Origin of the sequence: Lacrimispora sphenoides JCM 1415, from assembly GCF_900105615.1 — a bacterium.
GTDB lineage: Bacteria > Bacillota > Clostridia > Lachnospirales > Lachnospiraceae > Lacrimispora > Lacrimispora sphenoides.
The window spans coordinates 4,590,001-4,608,995 of the sequence record NZ_LT630003.1; the positions used below are offsets into that span (position 1 = coordinate 4,590,001).

Genomic DNA, 18,995 nt, shown 5'->3' on the forward strand with positions numbered 1-18,995 from the left:
TCTGGAGCAAACCCCAAAAATAACGTCTCAGTTCGGATTGTAGTCTGCAACTCGACTACATGAAGCTGGAATCGCTAGTAATCGCGGATCAGAATGCCGCGGTGAATACGTTCCCGGGTCTTGTACACACCGCCCGTCACACCATGGGAGTTGGTAACGCCCGAAGTCAGTGACCCAACCGTAAGGAGGGAGCTGCCGAAGGCGGGACTGATAACTGGGGTGAAGTCGTAACAAGGTAGCCGTATCGGAAGGTGCGGCTGGATCACCTCCTTTCTAAGGAAGAAGAAGTAAGGGTTTTATATACTGTTGAGTCTTAAGTTTTCAAAGAAATAAAAAAGAATATGGAAACACCAAGAAGACAAAAGATTTCTGGTGCCGATGCGCTTAGGGGAGACACCCGTTCCCATCCCGAACACGATGGTTAAGACTTAAGCGGCCGATGGTACTATGCTGGAGACGGCATGGGAGAGCAGGTGGGTGCCAGATTATTTATGGGCTTATAGCTCAGCTGGTTAGAGCGCACGCCTGATAAGCGTGAGGTCGGTGGTTCGAGTCCACTTAAGCCCATTGGTTTATGAAACCAGATGATAAACATATAAAAAGAATATAGGGATAGCCTTTACAGGGTAGACCCACATCCAAGTTTCTGGGGGTGTAGCTCAGTTGGGAGAGCACCTGCCTTGCAAGCAGGGGGTCAAGAGTTCGAATCTCTCCATCTCCATTTGGTGTAATTGCGAAGTTTATTATAATTAATAGCACTTCAGATTGCATCACGCATGTACCTTGAAAACCACATATTGAAATATATCTAGATAGAGTTTTTATATGTTAAAGTATAAAGACGACATCAAGACATCCGAGGTGTTACATCTAACGATGTAACCAAACAAAACTCGTTAAAGTAACCGTAACGTACGGTGAAATAACAAACCTAAGACCAGAGATACAACGCTATGTATCTTAGATAAGTAGCCCGCACCCGCAGGTGAACATCGAATTGGTTAAGCTAATAAGAGCGCAGGGTGGATGCCTTGGCACTAAGAGCCGATGAAAGACGTGATAAGCTGCGAAAAGCTTCGGGGAGGAGCAAATATCCTTTGATCCGGAGATATCTGAATGGGGAAACCCAACTGAGCAAACCTCAGTTGTCGTATGGTGAATACATAGCCATACGTCGGGAACCCGGGGAACTGAAACATCTAAGTACCCGGAGGAAAAGAAAGAAAACTCGATTTCCAAAGTAGCGGCGAGCGAAATGGAAGGAGCCTAAACCAGTATGCGTGCATACTGGGGTTATGGACTGCAATAAGTGAGACGATTTGTTACCAGAACGGTCCTGGAAAGACCGGCCATAGAAAGTGAAAGCCTTGTATGGGAAAGCAATAGTCAGCGAGCAGGATCCAAAGTACCACGAGACACGAGAAACCTTGTGGGAATTCGGGGGGACCACCCCCCAAGGCTAAATACTACTTAGTGACCGATAGCGCATAGTACTGTGAAGGAAAGGTGAAAAGGACCCCGGGAGGGGAGTGAAAGAGAACCTGAAACCCTGTGTTTACAAGCTGTGGAACCACGTTTAAGGTGGAACCGCGTACTTTTTGTAGAACGGTCCGGCGAGTTACCGTTACTGGCAAGGTTAAGCACTTAAGGTGTGGAGCCGAAGGGAAACCAAGTCTTAATAGGGCGTAGAGTCAGTAAAGGTAGACCCGAAACCGGGTGATCTACCCATGTCCAGGTTGAAGTTTCCGTAAAAGGAAATGGAGGACCGAACGCACATCCGTTGAAAAGGGTGGCGATGAGGTGTGGGTAGGGGAGAAATTCCAATCGAACCCGGAGATAGCTGGTTCTCCTCGAAATAGCTTTAGGGCTAGCCTCGTATTAGTCTGCCGGAGGTAGAGCACTGAATTTCCTAGGGGGCGTCAAAGCTTACCAAAGAATATCAAACTCCGAATGCCGGCCAGATGATGTACGGGAGTCAGACTGCACGAGATAAGTTGGGTAGTCAAAAGGGAAAGAGCCCAGACCACCAGCTAAGGTCCCAAAGTGCGTGTTAAGTGGAAAAGGATGTGGGATTTCACAGACAACTAGGATGTTGGCTTAGAAGCAGCCACACATTCAAAGAGTGCGTAATAGCTCACTAGTCGAGAGGTCCTGCGCCGAAAATGTCCGGGGCTAAAACACGACACCGAAGCTGTGGAATGTATATTTATATACATTGGTAGAGGAGCATTCTTAACGCACAGAAGCATTACCGTAAGGAGATGTGGAGTGTTAAGAAGAGAGAATGCCGGAATGAGTAGCGAGATGGAGGTGAGAATCCTCCAGGCCGAATATCTAAGGTTTCCAGAGTAAAGCTGATCTGCTCTGGGTAAGTCGGGGCCTAAGGCGAGGTCGAAAGACGTAGTCGATGGACAACAGGTTGAAATTCCTGTACCGCATATTATCAGAACTGTGGGGACACAGAACCGAAGAAGAACCCGGGAATGAAAAGACCGGGGCAAGCACTGGACTGGCTGGAATGGCAAATCCACCCAGCAACAGGAAGGTGTGACGCGTACCGAACATAAGTAGGGAAGTCTTCGTAGGGGCTGTCAAGAAAAGCCGCTATTGTGTAATATGTGCCCGTACCGTAAACCGACACAGGTGGATGAGGAGAGAATCCTAAGGCCGGCGGGAGAAGCATTGTTAAGGAACTCGGCAAAATGACCCCGTAACTTCGGGATAAGGGGTGCCTGGGAAACCAGGCCGCAGAGAATAGGCTCAAGCAACTGTTTAGCAAAAACACAGGTCTATGCAAAACCGAAAGGTGAGGTATATGGGCTGACGCCTGCCCGGTGCTGGAAGGTTACGAGGAGGGGTTAGCGGCAACGCGAAGCTCTGAATTTAAGCCCCAGTAAACGGCGGCCGTAACTATAACGGTCCTAAGGTAGCGAAATTCCTTGTCGGGTAAGTTCCGACCCGCACGAAAGGCGTAATGATTTGAGCGCTGTCTCAACAATGCACCCGGTGAAATTGAAGTACCAGTGAAGATGCTGGTTACCTGCGCCAGGACGGAAAGACCCCATGGAGCTTTACTCCAGCTTGATACTGGGATTCGGTACTGCATGTACAGGATAGGTGGGAGGCTAAGAAGATAGGACGCCAGTCTTATCAGAGCCGATGTTGGGATACCACCCTTGCGGTATTGGATTTCTAACCTGCAGCCATGACCTGGCTGGGGGACAATGTCAGGCGGGGAGTTTGACTGGGGCGGTCGCCTCCGAAAGGGTATCGGAGGCGCTCAAAGGTTCCCTCAGAATGGACGGAAACCATTCGAAGAGTGCAAAGGCATAAGGGAGCTTGACTGCGACACCGACGGGTGGAGCAGGTAGGAAACTAGGACTTAGTGATCCGGTGGTATAAAGTGGGATTGCCATCGCTCAACGGATAAAAGCTACCCTGGGGATAACAGGCTTATCACTCCCAAGAGTTCACATCGACGGAGTGGTTTGGCACCTCGATGTCGGCTCATCGCATCCTGGGGCTGTAGTAGGTCCCAAGGGTTGGGCTGTTCGCCCATTAAAGCGGTACGCGAGCTGGGTTCAGAACGTCGTGAGACAGTTCGGTCCCTATCCGGCGTGGGCGTAGGATATTTGAGAGGAGCTGTCCTTAGTACGAGAGGACCGGGATGGACTGACCTCTGGTGTATCTGTTGGCTATCAAAGCCATGGCAGAGTAGCCAAGTCGGGAAGGGATAAACGCTGAAGGCATCTAAGCGTGAAGCCCCCCTCAAGATGAGATATCCCATCGCAAGAGTAAGACCCCTTGAAGACGACGAGGTAGATAGGGCAGAGGTGGAAGCATGGCAACATGTGCAGCTGACTGTCACTAATAGGTCGAGGGCTTAACCAGGTTGGTTTAGGTAAGAGGAAAGAACGGATGAAAATAGATATGTAGCAATGTGTGGTTTTGAGGGTATATGCCTCAGTAATCCTCGATAGCTCAGTCGGTAGAGCAAACGGCTGTTAACCGTTGGGTCGTAGGTTCAAGTCCTACTCGGGGAGTTCGTGATACTCAGGCGAGACTATGAGGAAAACGAAATGCAAGTTAGGCCCCATGGTCAAGCGGTTAAGACATCGCCCTTTCACGGCGGTAACACGAGTTCGAATCTCGTTGGGGTCACTTAACAATTTATGGCGACATAGCCAAGTGGTAAGGCGTGGGTCTGCAACACCCTGATCACCAGTTCAAATCTGGTTGTCGCCTCTTCTAAGAAGTGCTTCAAATCCTTATTTTACAAGGGTTTGAAGCATTTTTTGTTTTTGATTTTTGGTATGTAGATGTATGCAAGGTACTTTTTACTATCCTAAAACAGCTTTCATGGCATTAACGGTATCCTCTTCTGGTGTGATATCTCTAAGATAGTGAAGTGTCATAGCCAAAGTGGAATGTCCTAACAAGCGTTGCAAGGTGGTTGGCGGAACACCATTCTTATAAAGCAGAGAAGCCACCGTAAAACGGATTTTGTGACTGGTACGGGGTTCAATGCCAACTGAATTGCAATAGGCCTTTAAATGCCTGTTAAATGTAATTGTGGTTAGCTGGTTACCCTCGTTCATTAAGATAAATTCACCGTTTGGATTGATGGCCTTAATACGTTTCAGCACCTGTTTTGCACCATCTGTCAATGGCATATAACGATAGCCATAATCAGTATTCCCTTTTATATGGGTAACATTTTCATATGTACGGGGATTAAATGTGAGGTCATCATTCATTGTTTGGTCATCTAAGAGTTTGTCGGGGTTATCATATACTCTTACTTTATGGATTCTTCTCATTAAGGCATAGTATGTTTCAGGCTGTTCTAAGCGGATATTATAATACTGATCTTCAAGTTTCCAATTGGATACGATATAGACGAAGTTATAACATGCTTGGCGGTTGTTATATCGAGCAGGAAGTTGTAGAGGGTATATATCAAGATAGTTTAGCACATTGCCGATAGGTAAATCGCTTCTGAACTCTTCAAATACAAGCACATCTTCCCCGGAATAAGTGTCAAAGGGGTGCTTATAGTCTGTTACTCGATATACATTTGAGTAGAGCTTATCCCGGACTATCCAGATGTTACTGTAGTCTGGCATTCGTGCGAATCGCATCCCAGACCGGATCGGTATGGCCCCCACAGTGTTCTGTGCATACAAGAATATTTTTATGCTATTAATCATGGAGTTGATATTTCAGAATACCATGAACGAATGTATCAGGCAGCTCTGAAAGAGCATATTGATATTGAACGTATTGATGTTCTTACTGAGTACGTCAGTGATCTGGTTGATGCAGATGACTTCCGGCTGTCACTTCAGCGGGAAACTTATCGCAGCAAGCTGGACGAGGCCAATAAGCTTGCTTTTGAAAAGTCTGGTGTATGGGCAGTTACTGCATATAGAATGGGAGCTTTAAAGCTTGATGCAGTTGAAAACGTGGGTATATCCAAAGAACAGATCCGGTATCTTTTAAAGAACCCCTGAATGTGAATTTTCTTGAAAACAGGGTTTTCTATTATAAAAATATAAATTATAGGAGACCTGAAAATATGTATGCTTCGTATGTAGCATTTCTGTTTTTCAAAAAGGCAATGCAGTTCGGAAAATTGTAAAATTAATGCCAATTGTCGTACTACCTGGACTACCATTCAAAATTGTATGCCCGAATTGTATGGATACAGGATTGCTATTAATTTGTTTGATTCATTATAGAAAGTGCATGAAACCTCTGCGGATTGGAAATTGAGACCAATCTGTTAGAGTGCTGGGTTTATATTTTTGTATAAATACGCTGAGACTTTTACCCATGGTATGTCAATGCAAGAAATTCTGGAAGATATTATATCTGCGTATAAAGAGAATAATGACGTGGTTTTGGGGGATATGAGAGAGCTTTTGGATTTTAGTAATGTAAGGGATAAGGTGGCTTTTAAGCTGATTCAGAGTGAAAAGAATAAGGAGCTTTTAAAGGATGTTCTATATATTAAATTTCTTGACTTGGCAGTGGTGTTCTATTTGGTTTTGGATGAACATAAAGGAGGACAAATGACGGCTTTGATTCATAACTCTCATAGAAGAGTAGAATACTCCCATTTTGCTGCCGCTGGAAATTAAAACGATGAAAGAGATTATGTGTGATATTTTGAAGAGGCATTTAGAGGGAGTGGAAATGGAGGAGATGGTAGATAATCTGCTGAATTTTGAATCACAGAACCCCCCCTTATATATGCTTTCGAATAAAAAGCAGATTAACGGAGCTGGGTGCATTTTATATGATGGGTGTCTGAAGGATTTCGCTGATTCTCAGAATTCAGATGTTGTTATATTGCCATCTAGTACACGCGAAGTTATATTGGTTCCTGATGATGGGAAGTTTGATTATGGGGAGTTGAGAAAAATGGTTGGTGTGATAAATGAAAGTTAAGTGCCGGAGGAGGATGTGTTATCGGATAGGATTTATAAGTAATCTCGGAATGATTGTAGAATTAGTCTTATTAAATAAAAGTGGATTCATTGTATGTCATTCATTGCTCCTATGGCTGAAGTCCATAGGGGCAATATGCAAATGGAGTTTATTTTTTATATAAGAAAGTAGATAGGATATTATTATTAAAGCGGGAAAAGTATGTTATAATGTCTACAGGCCATTAAGGAAAATGCAGGGGTTTATAGGGAGGTACATGTCGTTATTATAGGTTATCTTATACGGTTTGTACACCGGATAAGATAGGACAGGGAATAAAATATCTATGTTATTGGATAGAGAAAGAGTGAAACAAATATGATCCTATTACTTTTGCTGCAGCATTACATCGGAGGTTCATTTTTATCCCTCCATTTGAAGTTGGGAATTGGGGGCGACTAGGCTGCTGATGAATACGGCTTTAATACAAAAGGGGTATTTGCCTTGCGTTATCTCTCCTTTAAGAAATGACTATATTCAGGCTTTGAAAGGAGTGCACGCAGAGCCGGAGAAATTTATCCGGTTTATTGCAGAGGCGAGTTGGAGACAGAAAAGGACTTTATCAGGGCATTGGGGCTTGAGATGCCGGAACTGAAAGAAATTTAAGGGAAATAATTGCGGCGGAGAATACTATGATGCAGTTACCATATTCAGAAAATTTGAGTATTGAGCGTTTAGGAAGATTGTTTGATAAGATGAGTGAGTCTTATAAGATATTTTGGTTTCAGGCAATCGTGAATAAAGTGATATCCGGGAAAGAGACGCTAACATATCAAGAATTGATAAATGAAATGCTTGCAGACTCCTGGTATATGGTATCAGAGTATAAATTAAATCTGGGACCATCAGATACATTGGAAGCTTTAGTTCATTATATCTATGATATCAGCGGTCTGAAAGCTAGTGAAAAGAAAGCTAATATTATTAACTACCTGGAACAGTGTAAAAATAAGAGAGTGGTTAATATGAAGCGGACTTTGACTTATTTTGTTCCTTATCGTTTGCAGGCTCCTTTTGTTGAAACTTTTACAGGGAGTGAATGGAATATTTCAAAACAAAATCTTGTAGCGAGAATGAATCAGGAAAAAAGGCTGATGTATTATTATACTGATATCTGCGGACTGGATACTTCTATTTGTTTACGACCTGAATGGTGTATTTATATAAGAAAAAATCATGAGATTTTGAAGGGCTGGATTCAGTATAATTTGATTATGTACTTGCAAAGGCGAAATCCTAATATTCCAGGAATTTCCAATAAATTAGAGCCGCCCCAGGACAGGAAGCTGAATAAAGTCATTAAGTATTGGAAGACAATTATGGAGATTACTCCTGTTTCTGATATTTATGGAAATGAGATATTGATGCAAGAAACGCTTTCGATTGACCATTTTATCCCTTGGTCGTATGTGGCTCATGATGAGTTTTGGAATTTACATCCGACTACGAAAAGCATAAATAGCAGTAAAAGCAATAACCTTCCGGCTTGGGAGAGGTATTTTCCAGCATTGTGTGAGAAAGAGTTTTTTTCTTATCAGATGATGTGGAGGTATGATGTTGTGCATAAGGAATTTTTAAAATGTAGTAAGGAGCATATAAACAGTGGTGATGTGATGATGAAGCTATACCGGGAGGATATATCAGAGGTTGAATTTCGGGTAAATCTTGAAAATATTTTATTACCACTATATAATGCGGCTCGAAATGCTGGATTTAAAGATTGGTTTTATTTAAATACAAGGTGACATAAATGCAAGAAGCGTTGCTATTGATGAAGATGACAAAATAGTGGAGATAAAAACAATGATAAAAATAGATTGATTGTTTTGAACTCTTAGATATTTGACATCATTATATCATTATTATATAATTATATAAAATGTCAAATCGTAGGGATATTTTGTATCTTAAAAATTTTACTAACAGTAATACGTTAGAATGGAGTAACTTAAATGAGAGTAGCAGATTTTTTTTGTGGCGGAGGAGGGTTTTCAGAGGGATTTCGTCAAGCTGGTTTTAAAATAAGCTTTGCGGTTGATAAATGGAAGCCTGCGGTCGATACATTTAAGGCAAATAAACCGGAGGCAAAGGTTATTTTAGATGATGTGATAAGATTATCTAATTTACCAGAGGAAGAGTTTGAAGCCATTATACCCGATACAGAAGTAATAATTGGATCGCCTCCATGTGTTGCTTTTTCTAATTCAAATAAATCAGGTAATGGTGATAAAGAGCTAGGTATTAGTTTACTTGAAGCATATTTAAAAATTATTGCTCGCAAAAAGTTTAAGGAGAATTCTATACTTATTTATTGGGCATTAGAAAATGTTCCTAATATTAAAGAGTACATAAAGTATGAATACAGACCATCTGACTTTGGACTTACTGGGGATTGGGTATTAAGACCTTTAAATGATTTATCAAAAATATATAATGCAAAATATTATGGAGCACCTACAAATCGAAAGCGATTTTTATGTGGAGAATTCCCAGAATTGGTTGAGACTCATAATGATGACACAGTAGTTCCGCTAAAAGCTGTATTAGAGAGTTTAGGTGATCCAACAGATTTTGAAGATATAATAATTTGGGATTGTAATTATCCAGAATTGGGTATAAATTCGCATATGATATCAGATCATCATTATGAACATGTTTTACAAAGATTTGAGTGGGAAGCAGCAAAAAGGCTTAAGCAAGATAAGGGTTATATGGGACGAATGTCTTTTCCGGAAAATCCCGATAATCCAGCTAGAACAGTTATGGCAACTCTTTCTTCTAGTTCACGAGAATCAATGATATTAGGTCGGAAAAATGGTGGATATAGATTACCTACGGTACGTGAAGTTGCTTGTATGATGAGTTTTCCAAATGATTATCGTTTTTGCGGCACAACAGAGGGTACCAAATACCGGTTAGTAGGAAATGCTGTTCCTCCAAAGCTTTCTTATGCATTAGCGAAAGCTATCATGATAGATTTGGGAGAATCTGTTCCAAGTAATTATATTAAAATAAAGTATGACTTAAAAGTTCCATTTGTTGATCTTAATAATGCGAATATACCTCCTAAAACAGAGTGTTCAAAAAGAGCAACAGCAAAATTTAAATATCATATTCCATATTTAATCTATTCAGCTTATAGAGTCGAATTAACAAATTATAATTCTGATTTTAAGAGCTTACAATTTAAATGGAATGTTGAAATTCATTATAGTCAAGGGAAAAAAAAGGCTAATAAATTTATGCCTGTTCCTAATATAGAATTTCTTGATAATTATAAAAAGGAGAATATAGAAAAGTTCATAAAGTCGATGCAATCAGAACTTGTCGGTTATAATGATTTTCAAAAGAGATATTGTATGACCTCCTTAGAGAGAAATAATATGTTAGGTCCATATGAATTGCTTTCACGAGTGAGAGAATTTATTGATGAAGTATATCCGACAGATGAATTTAGGGCTAATATAATAAGAATTTCAGAAATGCCATATGAGTTGCCTATATCTATAGTAGTGGGATACTATATTCTTTGTAGATTAGTAGAAAACATGGGGGATAAAATTGATGGATACAATGACAAGGAAAGCAAAACTTATTGAACTCAAGCAGAATCAAAATAATGTTGCAATGACAGGTATTCCACTTCGATATCGTGGTGAAACACGTACAGAGGAGGTATATCGTATTCCTTTAGATTTTTTGATATATAATAAATATAATGGACGTATTGGTAGTGAAGTTTTATCTTTTGAAAGACAAAATGGAAATTTAGATGCTGAGAAAGAACACGATAAAGAACTAATAGAAAGATTTTTGTATGAATCTAAAAAGGATCGTAATCAAACGACCATGACTAATCTACTTATTAATGGGCAGCAACGATATGGGATTGTCACTGCAGATGGAATAATTGTTGATGGAAACAGGCGTGCAATGCTTTTAAATAGATTGTTTTATAAGCATGAAGAACTTGGTTATTCATTTGCTCAAGTTGAACGCTGTCAATACTTTTTGGCAATTATTCTTCCTGATGATGCAACTGAAAAAGATATTCAACAACTCGAAACTATATATCAAATGGGAGAAGATGATAAGCTAGATTATAATCCAATTGAAAAATATTTGAAGTGTAAAGAATTAAAAAGGTTAGGTTTTTCAGATCAAGACATAGCTGGATTTATGAGTGAAGAGCCTGGTCAAATAAGAAAATGGCTTGAAATACTTCAGTTAATGGAAGCATATTTGGATGAATACGAATATAATGGAATTTATACTAGGCTAGAAAAAACAGAAGGCCAATTTGTTGATTTACAAGGATATATTGATTCGTATAAAAAGTGTGGTTCGAATGTACAGAAGGTTGATTGGTCTTTTACTGATTCAGATATATCTGATTTGAAAACGGTTTGTTTTGATTATATTCGCGCAAGGTATGAAGGTAAAGAGTTTCGTGATATTGCTAAAACTGGGAAAGATGGGAGTATTTTTTTCTATAAAGATTTATGGGAGGCTTTTTTTTCGGCGCATGTGGATAAAACCCCTAAAGATGAGGAAACTGTTGATGAATTGAGGGAAAAATATCCAGATGAGGATTTAAGTAAATTACTTAAAAGAAGAGATAATGAGTGGGTTGAGCGTTCTAAAGGGCAAATTAAAGGCAATTTACAACGTTATACAAGGAAACTTGAGGATAAAAGAGCGTCAAATAAGCCAGCTGATTTGCTTGATCGAGCACTCAGTTCTTTGCAAGCGGTAGACTGTGAACAACAGAGCTTTTTGACAGATCCTAATGTGAGGGATTTGGTAAAAAAAATAAATGCTATTATATGGGATATGAAGAAGTGCTTAGATCGGGGGTGAACTATCTATGCCAACAATTTCAATAGATCTTGATGTTATGAATAAAAAAATTTTTTTGTATGGAGATATTGAAAAATTAAAAAGTCATAGATTTGCATGGAGATATATAAAGGATTATTTGAAGCCACTAGTTGAAACGGATAAAATAGTTATCCCAATTAGCGAGAAAGATACCATTACATTACTGTCCGATATAAGGGAAATGTTAAAAAAGTATGGATTTAATGAGAAACAGAGTAATACATCTGAACAGGCGCTATTGGATTTTTATAAGGAAGAAGAAAAATTTTCAGAATTTTCAGAAAAAGCCTTTGATATTAGAAACAATAAATGCGTATTTGAAGAATTCAAAAGTTTTAGTGATTCTGTAGCAATCAGGTTACCTAATAGGTCTCTTTATCCGCTTCAGTTACTTTCGGCCTATCACCTTGCTTTTGCACAAAATGCGTGTAATTTTTCTGTGCCTGGCGCTGGAAAAACTAGTATTGTGTATGGTGCATACGCTTATTTAAAACATCTTCCAGAAGGCGATTTAAAAAAGATAGATAAGTTATTGATCGTTGGACCATTAAGTTCTTTTGGACCCTGGGAGCTTGAATATGCTGAATGTTTTGGAAAGAAACCAAATGCTAAGAGACTTATAAGCGGTTTATCACATGAAGCAAAAACTGATTATTTATATTCTCGCAATACAGCAGAAATTACATTGATTTCTTATGCATCTCTTGTCCCATTAAAGAATGAATTAGAATTTTATTTGAAATATAATAGAGTAATGATGGTTCTTGATGAAGCACACAAAGCAAAAAATACTTCTGGAGGTATCACTGCAGAAACGGTATTATCTCTTTCTAAAAATTGTTCTGCACGAGTTGTTTTAACAGGCACCCCAGCTCCAAATGGTTATGAAGATCTTTATAACATGTTTAAATTTATATGGCCCAATAAGAATATAATTGGATTCCAAGTCAACCAGTTAAAAGATATGACTTCACGAATTAATGATTTACGAGTTGATCGTCTAATAAATAATATAGCTCCTTTTTTCATGCGTATTAAAAAAAGCGATTTAAATATTCCTTTAGCAACTGTTCATCCGCCAATTGAGGTCGAAATGGGTCCTATACAACGAAGAATTTATGATTTTGTTGAGAAAAAGTACATTAATTCGTTGCTTAATGATGGAATTCCAGATACATCTTCTAGGTTTAAATCTCTTCTTGCCCAAGCAAAGGTACTAAGGTTAATGCAAGTTGCTACAAATCCTGCTATGCTTAAAGAACCATTATGCGAATTTCTGCAAGATGATGATTGCTGTCAGGAGGTATATCGGTCGGTTGATGATGTTGATGTGCTTAAAGAAATTGGCGAATATGAAATACTAGAAACTCCATCAAAATATGTGGCTGCAAAAGAGTTAATTGAAAGAATCATTAATGGGGGTAGTAAGGTTGTAGTATGGGCTACATTTATTCATACTATACATGAATTTAAAGATTATCTATCAATTAATGGTATTGCTTCTCAAGAATTGTATGGAGCTATACCCGTAGAGCAAGAGGGGATAGAAGGTGAAACAAACCAGCAAATTGTTACTCGAGAAAAAATAGTAGCAGAATTTCAGAAAGAAGATTGTCCATATAAAGTAATAATTGCAAATCCCTTTGCTGTTGCAGAATCTATTTCTCTTCATAAGGCTTGCCATAATGCCATATATTTGGAACGGTCGTTTAATGCTGCTCATTTTGTCCAATCAAAGGACCGCATACACAGATATGGTTTGAAACCCGGAACAGAGACTCATTATTTTTTTATAGTTTCAAAAGACTCTATTGATGACACAATTAATGAAAGATTAACTGAAAAAGAACGTAGAATGACGGAAATAATGGAGAATATGCCTATTCCATTATTTGATAATATTTCTTTCGACCTAGGTGATGAAGATATAAAGGCGTTGATTAAAGACTATGTTAGAAGAACTAAAAAAAATTAACCGTTTAGGTGATAAAGGTGATATAATTTTATTCCTAAAGTCTGTAATTGGAAGGCAGAGATTATACCGTAAGGATATTCAAAAAATTTGTGAATATTCTTCTGAGAGGATATTTCAAAATATTAATTCAATATTATTATATTGTGAATATTTAGAACTGATTATTGTCGAAGAGAAAATATACATTTCTCCAGTTATTGGAAGGGTACTTGATGATCCAATTAAATTGAATGATACTATTATTTCAAATACCATATCGAAAATGTTTAGTGTTCAAGCATTTGAACAGAATATGTTTATATTTGATGTATTAGAAAAGCGTTTTATATTTAAAAATGAAAAACTATCGTTAGATTATTTTATTTTTAGAAATTTACTTATCAGTCAGGGATTTTTTGAAGTTATTCGCACTAATACGAAATTTAAGTTTTTTGTTGCCTCTCAATATGAAGTGCTAATTTCTTCTTTTTGTAAAGAGAGAAATAAAGCTTTTACTATTGAGCAATTACGGAAAAAGCTTGAAGAAAACGAATTAGCAGGCGAAATGGCTGAATGTTTTGTTTTATCGTTTGAAAGGAAAAGAATAACGAATGTGAATTTGAAAGATTTGATTAAAAGGATATCAGATATAGATGTAGGTGCGGGTTATGATATCGTTTCTTTCAACTCTAATAATTCGGTAAGTATTGATCGATTTATAGAAGTAAAAGCAATTTCAGATTTAGAATCTTTTTATTGGTCAAAAAATGAATACGATATTGCAAAACTAAAAGGTAATGAGTATTGCTTATATCTTGTTGATTTAAAAAGAATTACTGATAATGAGTACATTCCCATGATAATAAAAAATCCTGCTAATACATTGTTTAAGTCCGATGATTGGTTAGTGGAATCTCAATCATTTCATGTTTGGCATGTTTGATTAGGAGTAAGTTAAATGAAGCATCCTAAATTTAGTACTACACCTGAAGTATCTTTACGGATGTCAAAGGTACATCTCAAAGGTGGGAAAGCAGAAGATTTATTGGTTAAAGCCTTATGGCATAAAAAAATTAGGTATCGTAAAAATTATAAGCCTCTTCCAGGGTCACCTGACATAGCTATTACAAAACATAAAGTTGCTGTTTTTGTAGATGGAGAGTTTTGGCATGGATATAATTGGTCGGAACGCAAAGAGAAGATTAAATCAAATAAAGAGTATTGAATTGAAAAAATTGAGGAAAATATTGCACGTGATAGAAGAAATGATATATTATTAGTTGAAAAAGGATGGATACCAATTCATTTTTGGGAGAAGGAAGTCATAAAAAATGTAAGTGAGTGCTGTAAAATAATTTTGGAAAAATGCAGACACTCTGATACTTTCTGAAAGATTCAAGATAAAATCATGAATTAATCAATGGTAATGGGCATAAGCAAACTCCATGAGTATCTTTGGAGAAATCAACATCTACGGTCTAATTAAGTAAAATGTATTAAGGTATTCTCAAGGCTGTTTTAATATTCATATAATTAAAATTACTGCAGTTTATGTTTTGGTGTTTAGTGTTTGTCCCTCGATGCGCAGCCCCCTCCCGGCACGCCAAACCCTCCTTTTTCCTACATTTTTTAGGCGATCTCCAGTTCAAATCTGGTAGTCGCCTCTCTTATGAAAGCCTCAGAAACCTGATAGAATAAGGGTTTCTGGGGTTTTTACTTTGTGTTTTAGGTGTTTGTGCTTGTTTGCGTGGGCATTTTTTGTGTTTTAGAGGATGATTAATCTAGGATTGCCCTCATTTTTGGATAAGGTATAATTAATTTCGCAAATTCAATTTCATAATAAATAGACATGGTCTATAGCCGTTTGGTAGAATTAAGTTACCACACAAAACCCATCAAAGGAGGCTATAGAACATGTCTGATAACATTATACAATTAAATCAGGAACTTATCCATAATGAATTGAAAGATTTAGTACGCAACAGCGTTGAGGAAACCCTCAATGCTTTGCTCGATCATGAAGCAGATGAACTCGTCAATGCTGAAAAATATGAGCGCTCGGGTGATCGCAAAGGGTATCGTTCCGGCCATTACAACCGAAACTTTCAGACCACATCTGGCGAGGTCAACCTAAAGATGCCCAAGCTAAAGGGGGTTCAGTTTGAAACCGCCATCATCGAACGCTATCGTCGCAGAGAATGCTCTGTAGAAGAAGTACTCATTGAAATGTATCTTGCGGGTGTTTCTGTTCGCCGTGTTGAGGACATCACCAAGGCATTATGGGGAACCAAAGTTTCTCCTGGAACAATAAGTAACCTAAATAAGAAAGCTTAACAGCACATTGAAACATGGCGAAGCCGCAAACTTACCAGTTCTTATCCATATGTCTATGTTGATGGTGTCTACCTAAAGCGAAGTTGGGGAGGTGAGATCCAGAACGTCTCAATCCTGGTCGCCATCGGCGTCAATGAAGATGGTTGTCGCGAAATCATAGGTGCTGCTGAAGGAATGAAAGAAGATCGAGAAAGCTGGAAGACATTCTTTATATGGCTAAAAGAACGTGGGCTTTCAGGAGTCCGCCTCATTGTCGGCGACAAGTGCCTTGGAATGCTGGAATCCATTCCAGAAGTATTTCCAGAAGCTATGTATCAACGGTGTACCGTTCACTTCTACCGTAATATTTTTTCCGTAACACCCCGGAACAAAATGAAGGAAGTATCTATGATGCTAAAAGCCATTCATTCCCAGGAATGTAAATCATCTGGTCGCGAAAAAGCTGCACAGGTAGCAGAAAAACTACGTGAAATGAAGCTAACATCAGCTGCCAAAAAAGTTGAAGATGGTATTGAAGAAACCCTGTCTTATATGGATTTCCCATTTCAGCACTGGACAAGAATCAGAACTAATAACACGATCGAACGTCTCAATCGTGAGATCAAACGAAGGACAAGAGCGATCGGGGCTTTTCCCGATGGTCAGAGTGCCTTAATGCTAGTATGTGCTAGGCTCCGTCACGTAGCGGGAACCCAGTGGGGAATCAAACGCTATATGAATATGAACCATCTCCGAGAAATGGATATCCAGAAAAAGTCTGATATCATAGCCGGCTACCTAACGGCAAATTCATTTTAGCCATTTGGTTACCAGATAGTTAACCGGCTATGTGATCTGCTTCTTCAGCAGATTGCATTTGATCAAGATGTTTCATATTCATATATAGTTTAGCCCCCCACCAGGTCCCTGCCACATGGCGTAGACGAGCACATACTAGCATTAGGGCGGATTGGCCATCCGGGAATGTCCTACTACTTTTGTGCGTCGCTTTATTTCACGGTTCAGACGTTCTATGGTATTGTTTGTTCTTATACGATTCCAGTGTTAATAGGGAAAGTTCATGTATGTTAATGTTTCTTCAATTCCATTTTCCAGTTTTTTAGCTGCCTATTTAAGCTTCATTGTACGGAGCTCTTCTATCACCTGTTTTGCTTTTTCGTACTACTTCGTGGGGGGGGGCAGAAAATATGTTTCGATAGAAATGTACGGTGCAGCGCTGATATTTGGCATCTGGAAACACTTGTGGGATTGATTCTAACATTCCAAGGTTTTTGTCCCCAACAATTAAGCGGACACCTTTAAAGACGATATAGTGCCTCATTGACACCTATAGCTATCAGAATGATTTTTTACCTGTATGTGATATACGTTCTTCATAAATTGATCCCATGGCGGAATATGCCTGTATTGACAACCGCGGGCCGGCGGACCTATAATTTAGGCAGACATCCCTTGAAATATGAAAAAATGGACAAGCCTGGAAAAAGAAAAAAAGGAAACGGGTAATCGTACAGATGAGCAGAATAAAACTGTTTTTGCACTATTTAAGAACCCATATCTGGATACAGATAAGCTTTATTTTTATGATGTCCCTGGTGATGATTATTTTCTGTTATCAGGTCTATATGAGAAAGGCTTATGAGAATTTCCTGGTGAAAAAGAACCATCTGATGGAATCTGCTGTGCTGGACGCTATGCAGATGAATATTGACTATACTATGATGGAATATATCAATATGGGGGTTCAGATTGCGGTTGCCCCGGCTGTTTATGATCTGGCCGGCCGGCTGACGGGGACACGGGAAGACCCGGAACGGGATTTCATGATACTGAAAGCAACCTTTGCAAACATGGCCAATTATTCCAAGAATGTGATTAATATTTCCGTTGCTTCGGAAGAGGGAGAAGTCTATCAGTATGACCGTCTGTATCAGATTGATGCCATCATGTGGAGGCCGAAGGACTCCGGTTTTTTAAAAGAGATGTATAAGAAGATCTATGAGCGGGCCAATGACAGCATAGTGCCTAAGTATCTGGTGAGTACAGAACATGGCAGTCATCCGACGAACAAAGAACCGGTATTCCATATTTTCTATCCGATTGTTGGTAAGGAGAACAGTTTTTCCAAGATGCACGGGATGCTCTGCGTGACTTTTCGGCTCGATATGCTTCAGCCCTTTATGGATATTTTATCAGGGGAGGAGGGGACATACTCGCAGGCGTACGTGACGGAAGAGGGAGGAAGGATCATCTGCCACTCCAATCCAGAATATACGGGAAAACCGGAGTCGGTGTATCGGGAGGATGGAATGCTGTTTATCCTGGACAAACCTCTGGAAAAGGTGAACTGGCAGCTGCACGTTTCCCTTGATAAGGATCAGCTAGACAGAAGCGTGATGGGAATTATTGCTCAGGGTATGGGAGTTTATGTCTTTCTACTCCTTGTGGTGGCTGGGATATTTTATCTGATTATCAGAAAAGTGAATAAGCCGCTGCGCAGTATTGAGACCGCTATGGAGCTGACCGCCTCTGGCAGTGAAAAGCTACGCAATAAAGTTGTTGTGGAAGGCGAACACGAAATCTGGCAATTGGCCATAGGATACAACGATATGATAGACAAGCTGGTAAAGCAAGAAAAAGAGGTGGAGAAGAATTATCAGTTGTGCATAACAGCAATGGAACGGCAGCATCAGGCAGAGCGGGAAGCCCTGGAGACACAGATCAACGCTCATTTTCTGTGTAATACCCTAGGGACAATCAACTATGAGGCCATGGAGTGCGGCAATTTTAAGGTCTCAGAACTGATAAAGAAGCTGTCAAATATTCTGCGTTACACATTTGACCAGAAGTGCCAGAATGTATACATGTACCAGGAATTTGCTTGGATTGAGCAGTATTTATTCCTGCAGAAGGCGCGTCTTGAGGATGCCTTCGATTATGAGGTGGAGTTCCCGGAAGAATGTGTCAACTGGAGCTGCTGCAAGCTGATGCTTCAGCCATTTGTGGAGAATGCCATCCTACACGGGTTTGAGGGCAGAGAGAGCGGCGGGACGCTGTCCATTCAGGCCCGAAAAGAGGGGGAGCGGCTGACTGTTTCCATCAGGGATAATGGCTGCGGTATCTCTCCGGATAAGTTGGAGCGGATTCGGAAAGTCCTGACGGGGGAAGAAGGGGTGGAGATGAAGGAGATCGGAATCGGAATACGGAATGTGGCCGCCAGAATGCGTCTGTTTTATGGGGCCGGAATTTTGATGGAGGTCACTTCGGTAGAAGGGGAGGGGACTGAGTTCCGGTTCTTTATCCCTGAAGTAAAAAGGTAACAGGCAAAAGCGGG

General features: G+C 39.6%; 11 protein-coding genes, 5 tRNA genes, 3 rRNA genes and 2 pseudogenes (1 of these 21 running past the window's edge). 19 read left to right on the forward strand and 2 right to left on the reverse strand.

Translation table 11 applies throughout. The annotated features are described in order from the left end of the window. The 8 genes from BMX69_RS20715 to BMX69_RS20750 all read left to right on the forward strand — a co-directional run. Positions 1 to 273, forward strand: a 16S ribosomal RNA gene (locus BMX69_RS20715); it begins 1,259 nt to the left of the window's first position. A 95-nt stretch (positions 274 to 368) separates the two neighbouring features. Next, positions 369 to 486, forward strand: a 5S ribosomal RNA gene (rrf, locus tag BMX69_RS20720). Between the two features lie 7 nt (positions 487 to 493). After that, a tRNA-Ile gene (locus tag BMX69_RS20725) sits at positions 494 to 567 on the forward strand. Positions 568 to 648: 81 nt separating this feature from the next. Then, positions 649 to 721, forward strand: a tRNA-Ala gene (locus tag BMX69_RS20730). Between the two features lie 278 nt (positions 722 to 999). Next, positions 1,000 to 3,891 (forward strand): 23S ribosomal RNA (locus tag BMX69_RS20735). Together the 16S, 23S and 5S rRNA genes with 5 tRNA genes alongside form the textbook arrangement of a ribosomal RNA operon. Before the next feature lie 79 nt (positions 3,892 to 3,970). Next, positions 3,971 to 4,043 (forward strand) — tRNA-Asn (locus BMX69_RS20740). 46 nt (positions 4,044 to 4,089) lie between these two features. Next, a tRNA-Glu gene (locus BMX69_RS20745) sits at positions 4,090 to 4,161 on the forward strand. 13 nt (positions 4,162 to 4,174) lie between these two features. Then, positions 4,175 to 4,245: transfer RNA gene (locus tag BMX69_RS20750), tRNA-Cys, on the forward strand. 95 nt (positions 4,246 to 4,340) lie between these two features. Here the strand turns inward: BMX69_RS20750 and BMX69_RS20755 are convergent. Continuing rightward, complete coding sequence (locus tag BMX69_RS20755) at positions 4,341 to 5,126, reverse strand: tyrosine-type recombinase/integrase (RefSeq protein WP_054792166.1); 786 nt, start codon at positions 5,124 to 5,126, stop codon at positions 4,341 to 4,343. Positions 5,127 to 5,240: 114 nt separating this feature from the next. Between BMX69_RS20755 and BMX69_RS20760 the strand changes: the two genes are divergently transcribed. The 10 genes and pseudogenes from BMX69_RS20760 to BMX69_RS20805 all read left to right on the forward strand — a co-directional run bounded on the left by BMX69_RS20760 (position 5,241) and on the right by BMX69_RS20805 (position 16,459). Continuing rightward, the gene (locus BMX69_RS20760; RefSeq protein ID WP_054792165.1) at positions 5,241 to 5,513 is read left to right on the forward strand and encodes a hypothetical protein; all 273 of its coding nucleotides are present in this window, start codon (positions 5,241 to 5,243) and stop codon (positions 5,511 to 5,513) included. 294 nt (positions 5,514 to 5,807) lie between these two features. Beyond that, positions 5,808 to 6,143, forward strand: a complete 336-nt coding sequence (locus BMX69_RS24965; RefSeq protein WP_278280700.1) for a DUF5688 family protein — start codon at positions 5,808 to 5,810, stop codon at positions 6,141 to 6,143. A 4-nt stretch (positions 6,144 to 6,147) separates the two neighbouring features. After that, positions 6,148 to 6,453 carry a DUF5688 family protein gene (locus tag BMX69_RS24970; RefSeq protein WP_054792163.1) on the forward strand — a complete coding sequence of 102 codons (306 nt, stop codon included), beginning with the start codon at positions 6,148 to 6,150 and terminating at the stop codon, positions 6,451 to 6,453. A gap of 671 nt (positions 6,454 to 7,124) precedes the next feature. Continuing rightward, positions 7,125 to 8,237: an HNH endonuclease domain-containing protein gene (locus BMX69_RS20775; RefSeq protein ID WP_330387501.1), complete on the forward strand. Its 1,113-nt coding sequence runs from the start codon at positions 7,125 to 7,127 to the stop codon at positions 8,235 to 8,237. Between the two features lie 207 nt (positions 8,238 to 8,444). Continuing rightward, the gene (locus BMX69_RS20780) at positions 8,445 to 10,091 is read left to right on the forward strand and encodes a DNA cytosine methyltransferase (protein ID WP_054792162.1); all 1,647 of its coding nucleotides are present in this window, start codon (positions 8,445 to 8,447) and stop codon (positions 10,089 to 10,091) included. Further along, on the forward strand, positions 10,057 to 11,352 hold the full coding sequence (locus BMX69_RS20785) for a hypothetical protein (RefSeq protein ID WP_100043397.1): 1,296 nt from the start codon (positions 10,057 to 10,059) through the stop codon (positions 11,350 to 11,352). The genes BMX69_RS20780 and BMX69_RS20785 overlap by 35 nt, the downstream gene beginning before the upstream one ends. A 7-nt stretch (positions 11,353 to 11,359) precedes the next feature. Further along, positions 11,360 to 13,348 (forward strand): DEAD/DEAH box helicase, encoded by a 1,989-nt coding sequence (locus BMX69_RS20790; RefSeq protein ID WP_100043398.1) that lies wholly within the window; start codon positions 11,360 to 11,362, stop codon positions 13,346 to 13,348. Further along, positions 13,323 to 14,270, forward strand: coding sequence for a protein NO VEIN domain-containing protein (locus tag BMX69_RS20795; RefSeq protein WP_100043399.1), 948 nt, complete (start codon positions 13,323 to 13,325; stop codon positions 14,268 to 14,270). The genes BMX69_RS20790 and BMX69_RS20795 overlap by 26 nt, the downstream gene beginning before the upstream one ends. Positions 14,271 to 14,285: 15 nt before the next feature. Beyond that, positions 14,286 to 14,552 (forward strand): very short patch repair endonuclease, encoded by a 267-nt coding sequence (locus tag BMX69_RS24830; protein ID WP_242941309.1) that lies wholly within the window; start codon positions 14,286 to 14,288, stop codon positions 14,550 to 14,552. A 689-nt stretch (positions 14,553 to 15,241) separates the two neighbouring features. Then, positions 15,242 to 16,459 (forward strand): annotated as a pseudogene (locus BMX69_RS20805) (IS256 family transposase). 19 nt (positions 16,460 to 16,478) lie between these two features. Here the strand turns inward: BMX69_RS20805 and BMX69_RS20810 are convergent. Further along, positions 16,479 to 16,958, reverse strand: a pseudogene (locus BMX69_RS20810) (transposase); the annotation flags it as partial. A gap of 217 nt (positions 16,959 to 17,175) precedes the next feature. Between BMX69_RS20810 and BMX69_RS20815 the strand changes: the two are divergent. After that, on the forward strand, positions 17,176 to 18,981 hold the full coding sequence (locus BMX69_RS20815; RefSeq protein ID WP_100043400.1) for a cache domain-containing sensor histidine kinase: 1,806 nt from the start codon (positions 17,176 to 17,178) through the stop codon (positions 18,979 to 18,981). The last annotated feature ends 14 nt before the right edge of the window (positions 18,982 to 18,995 follow it).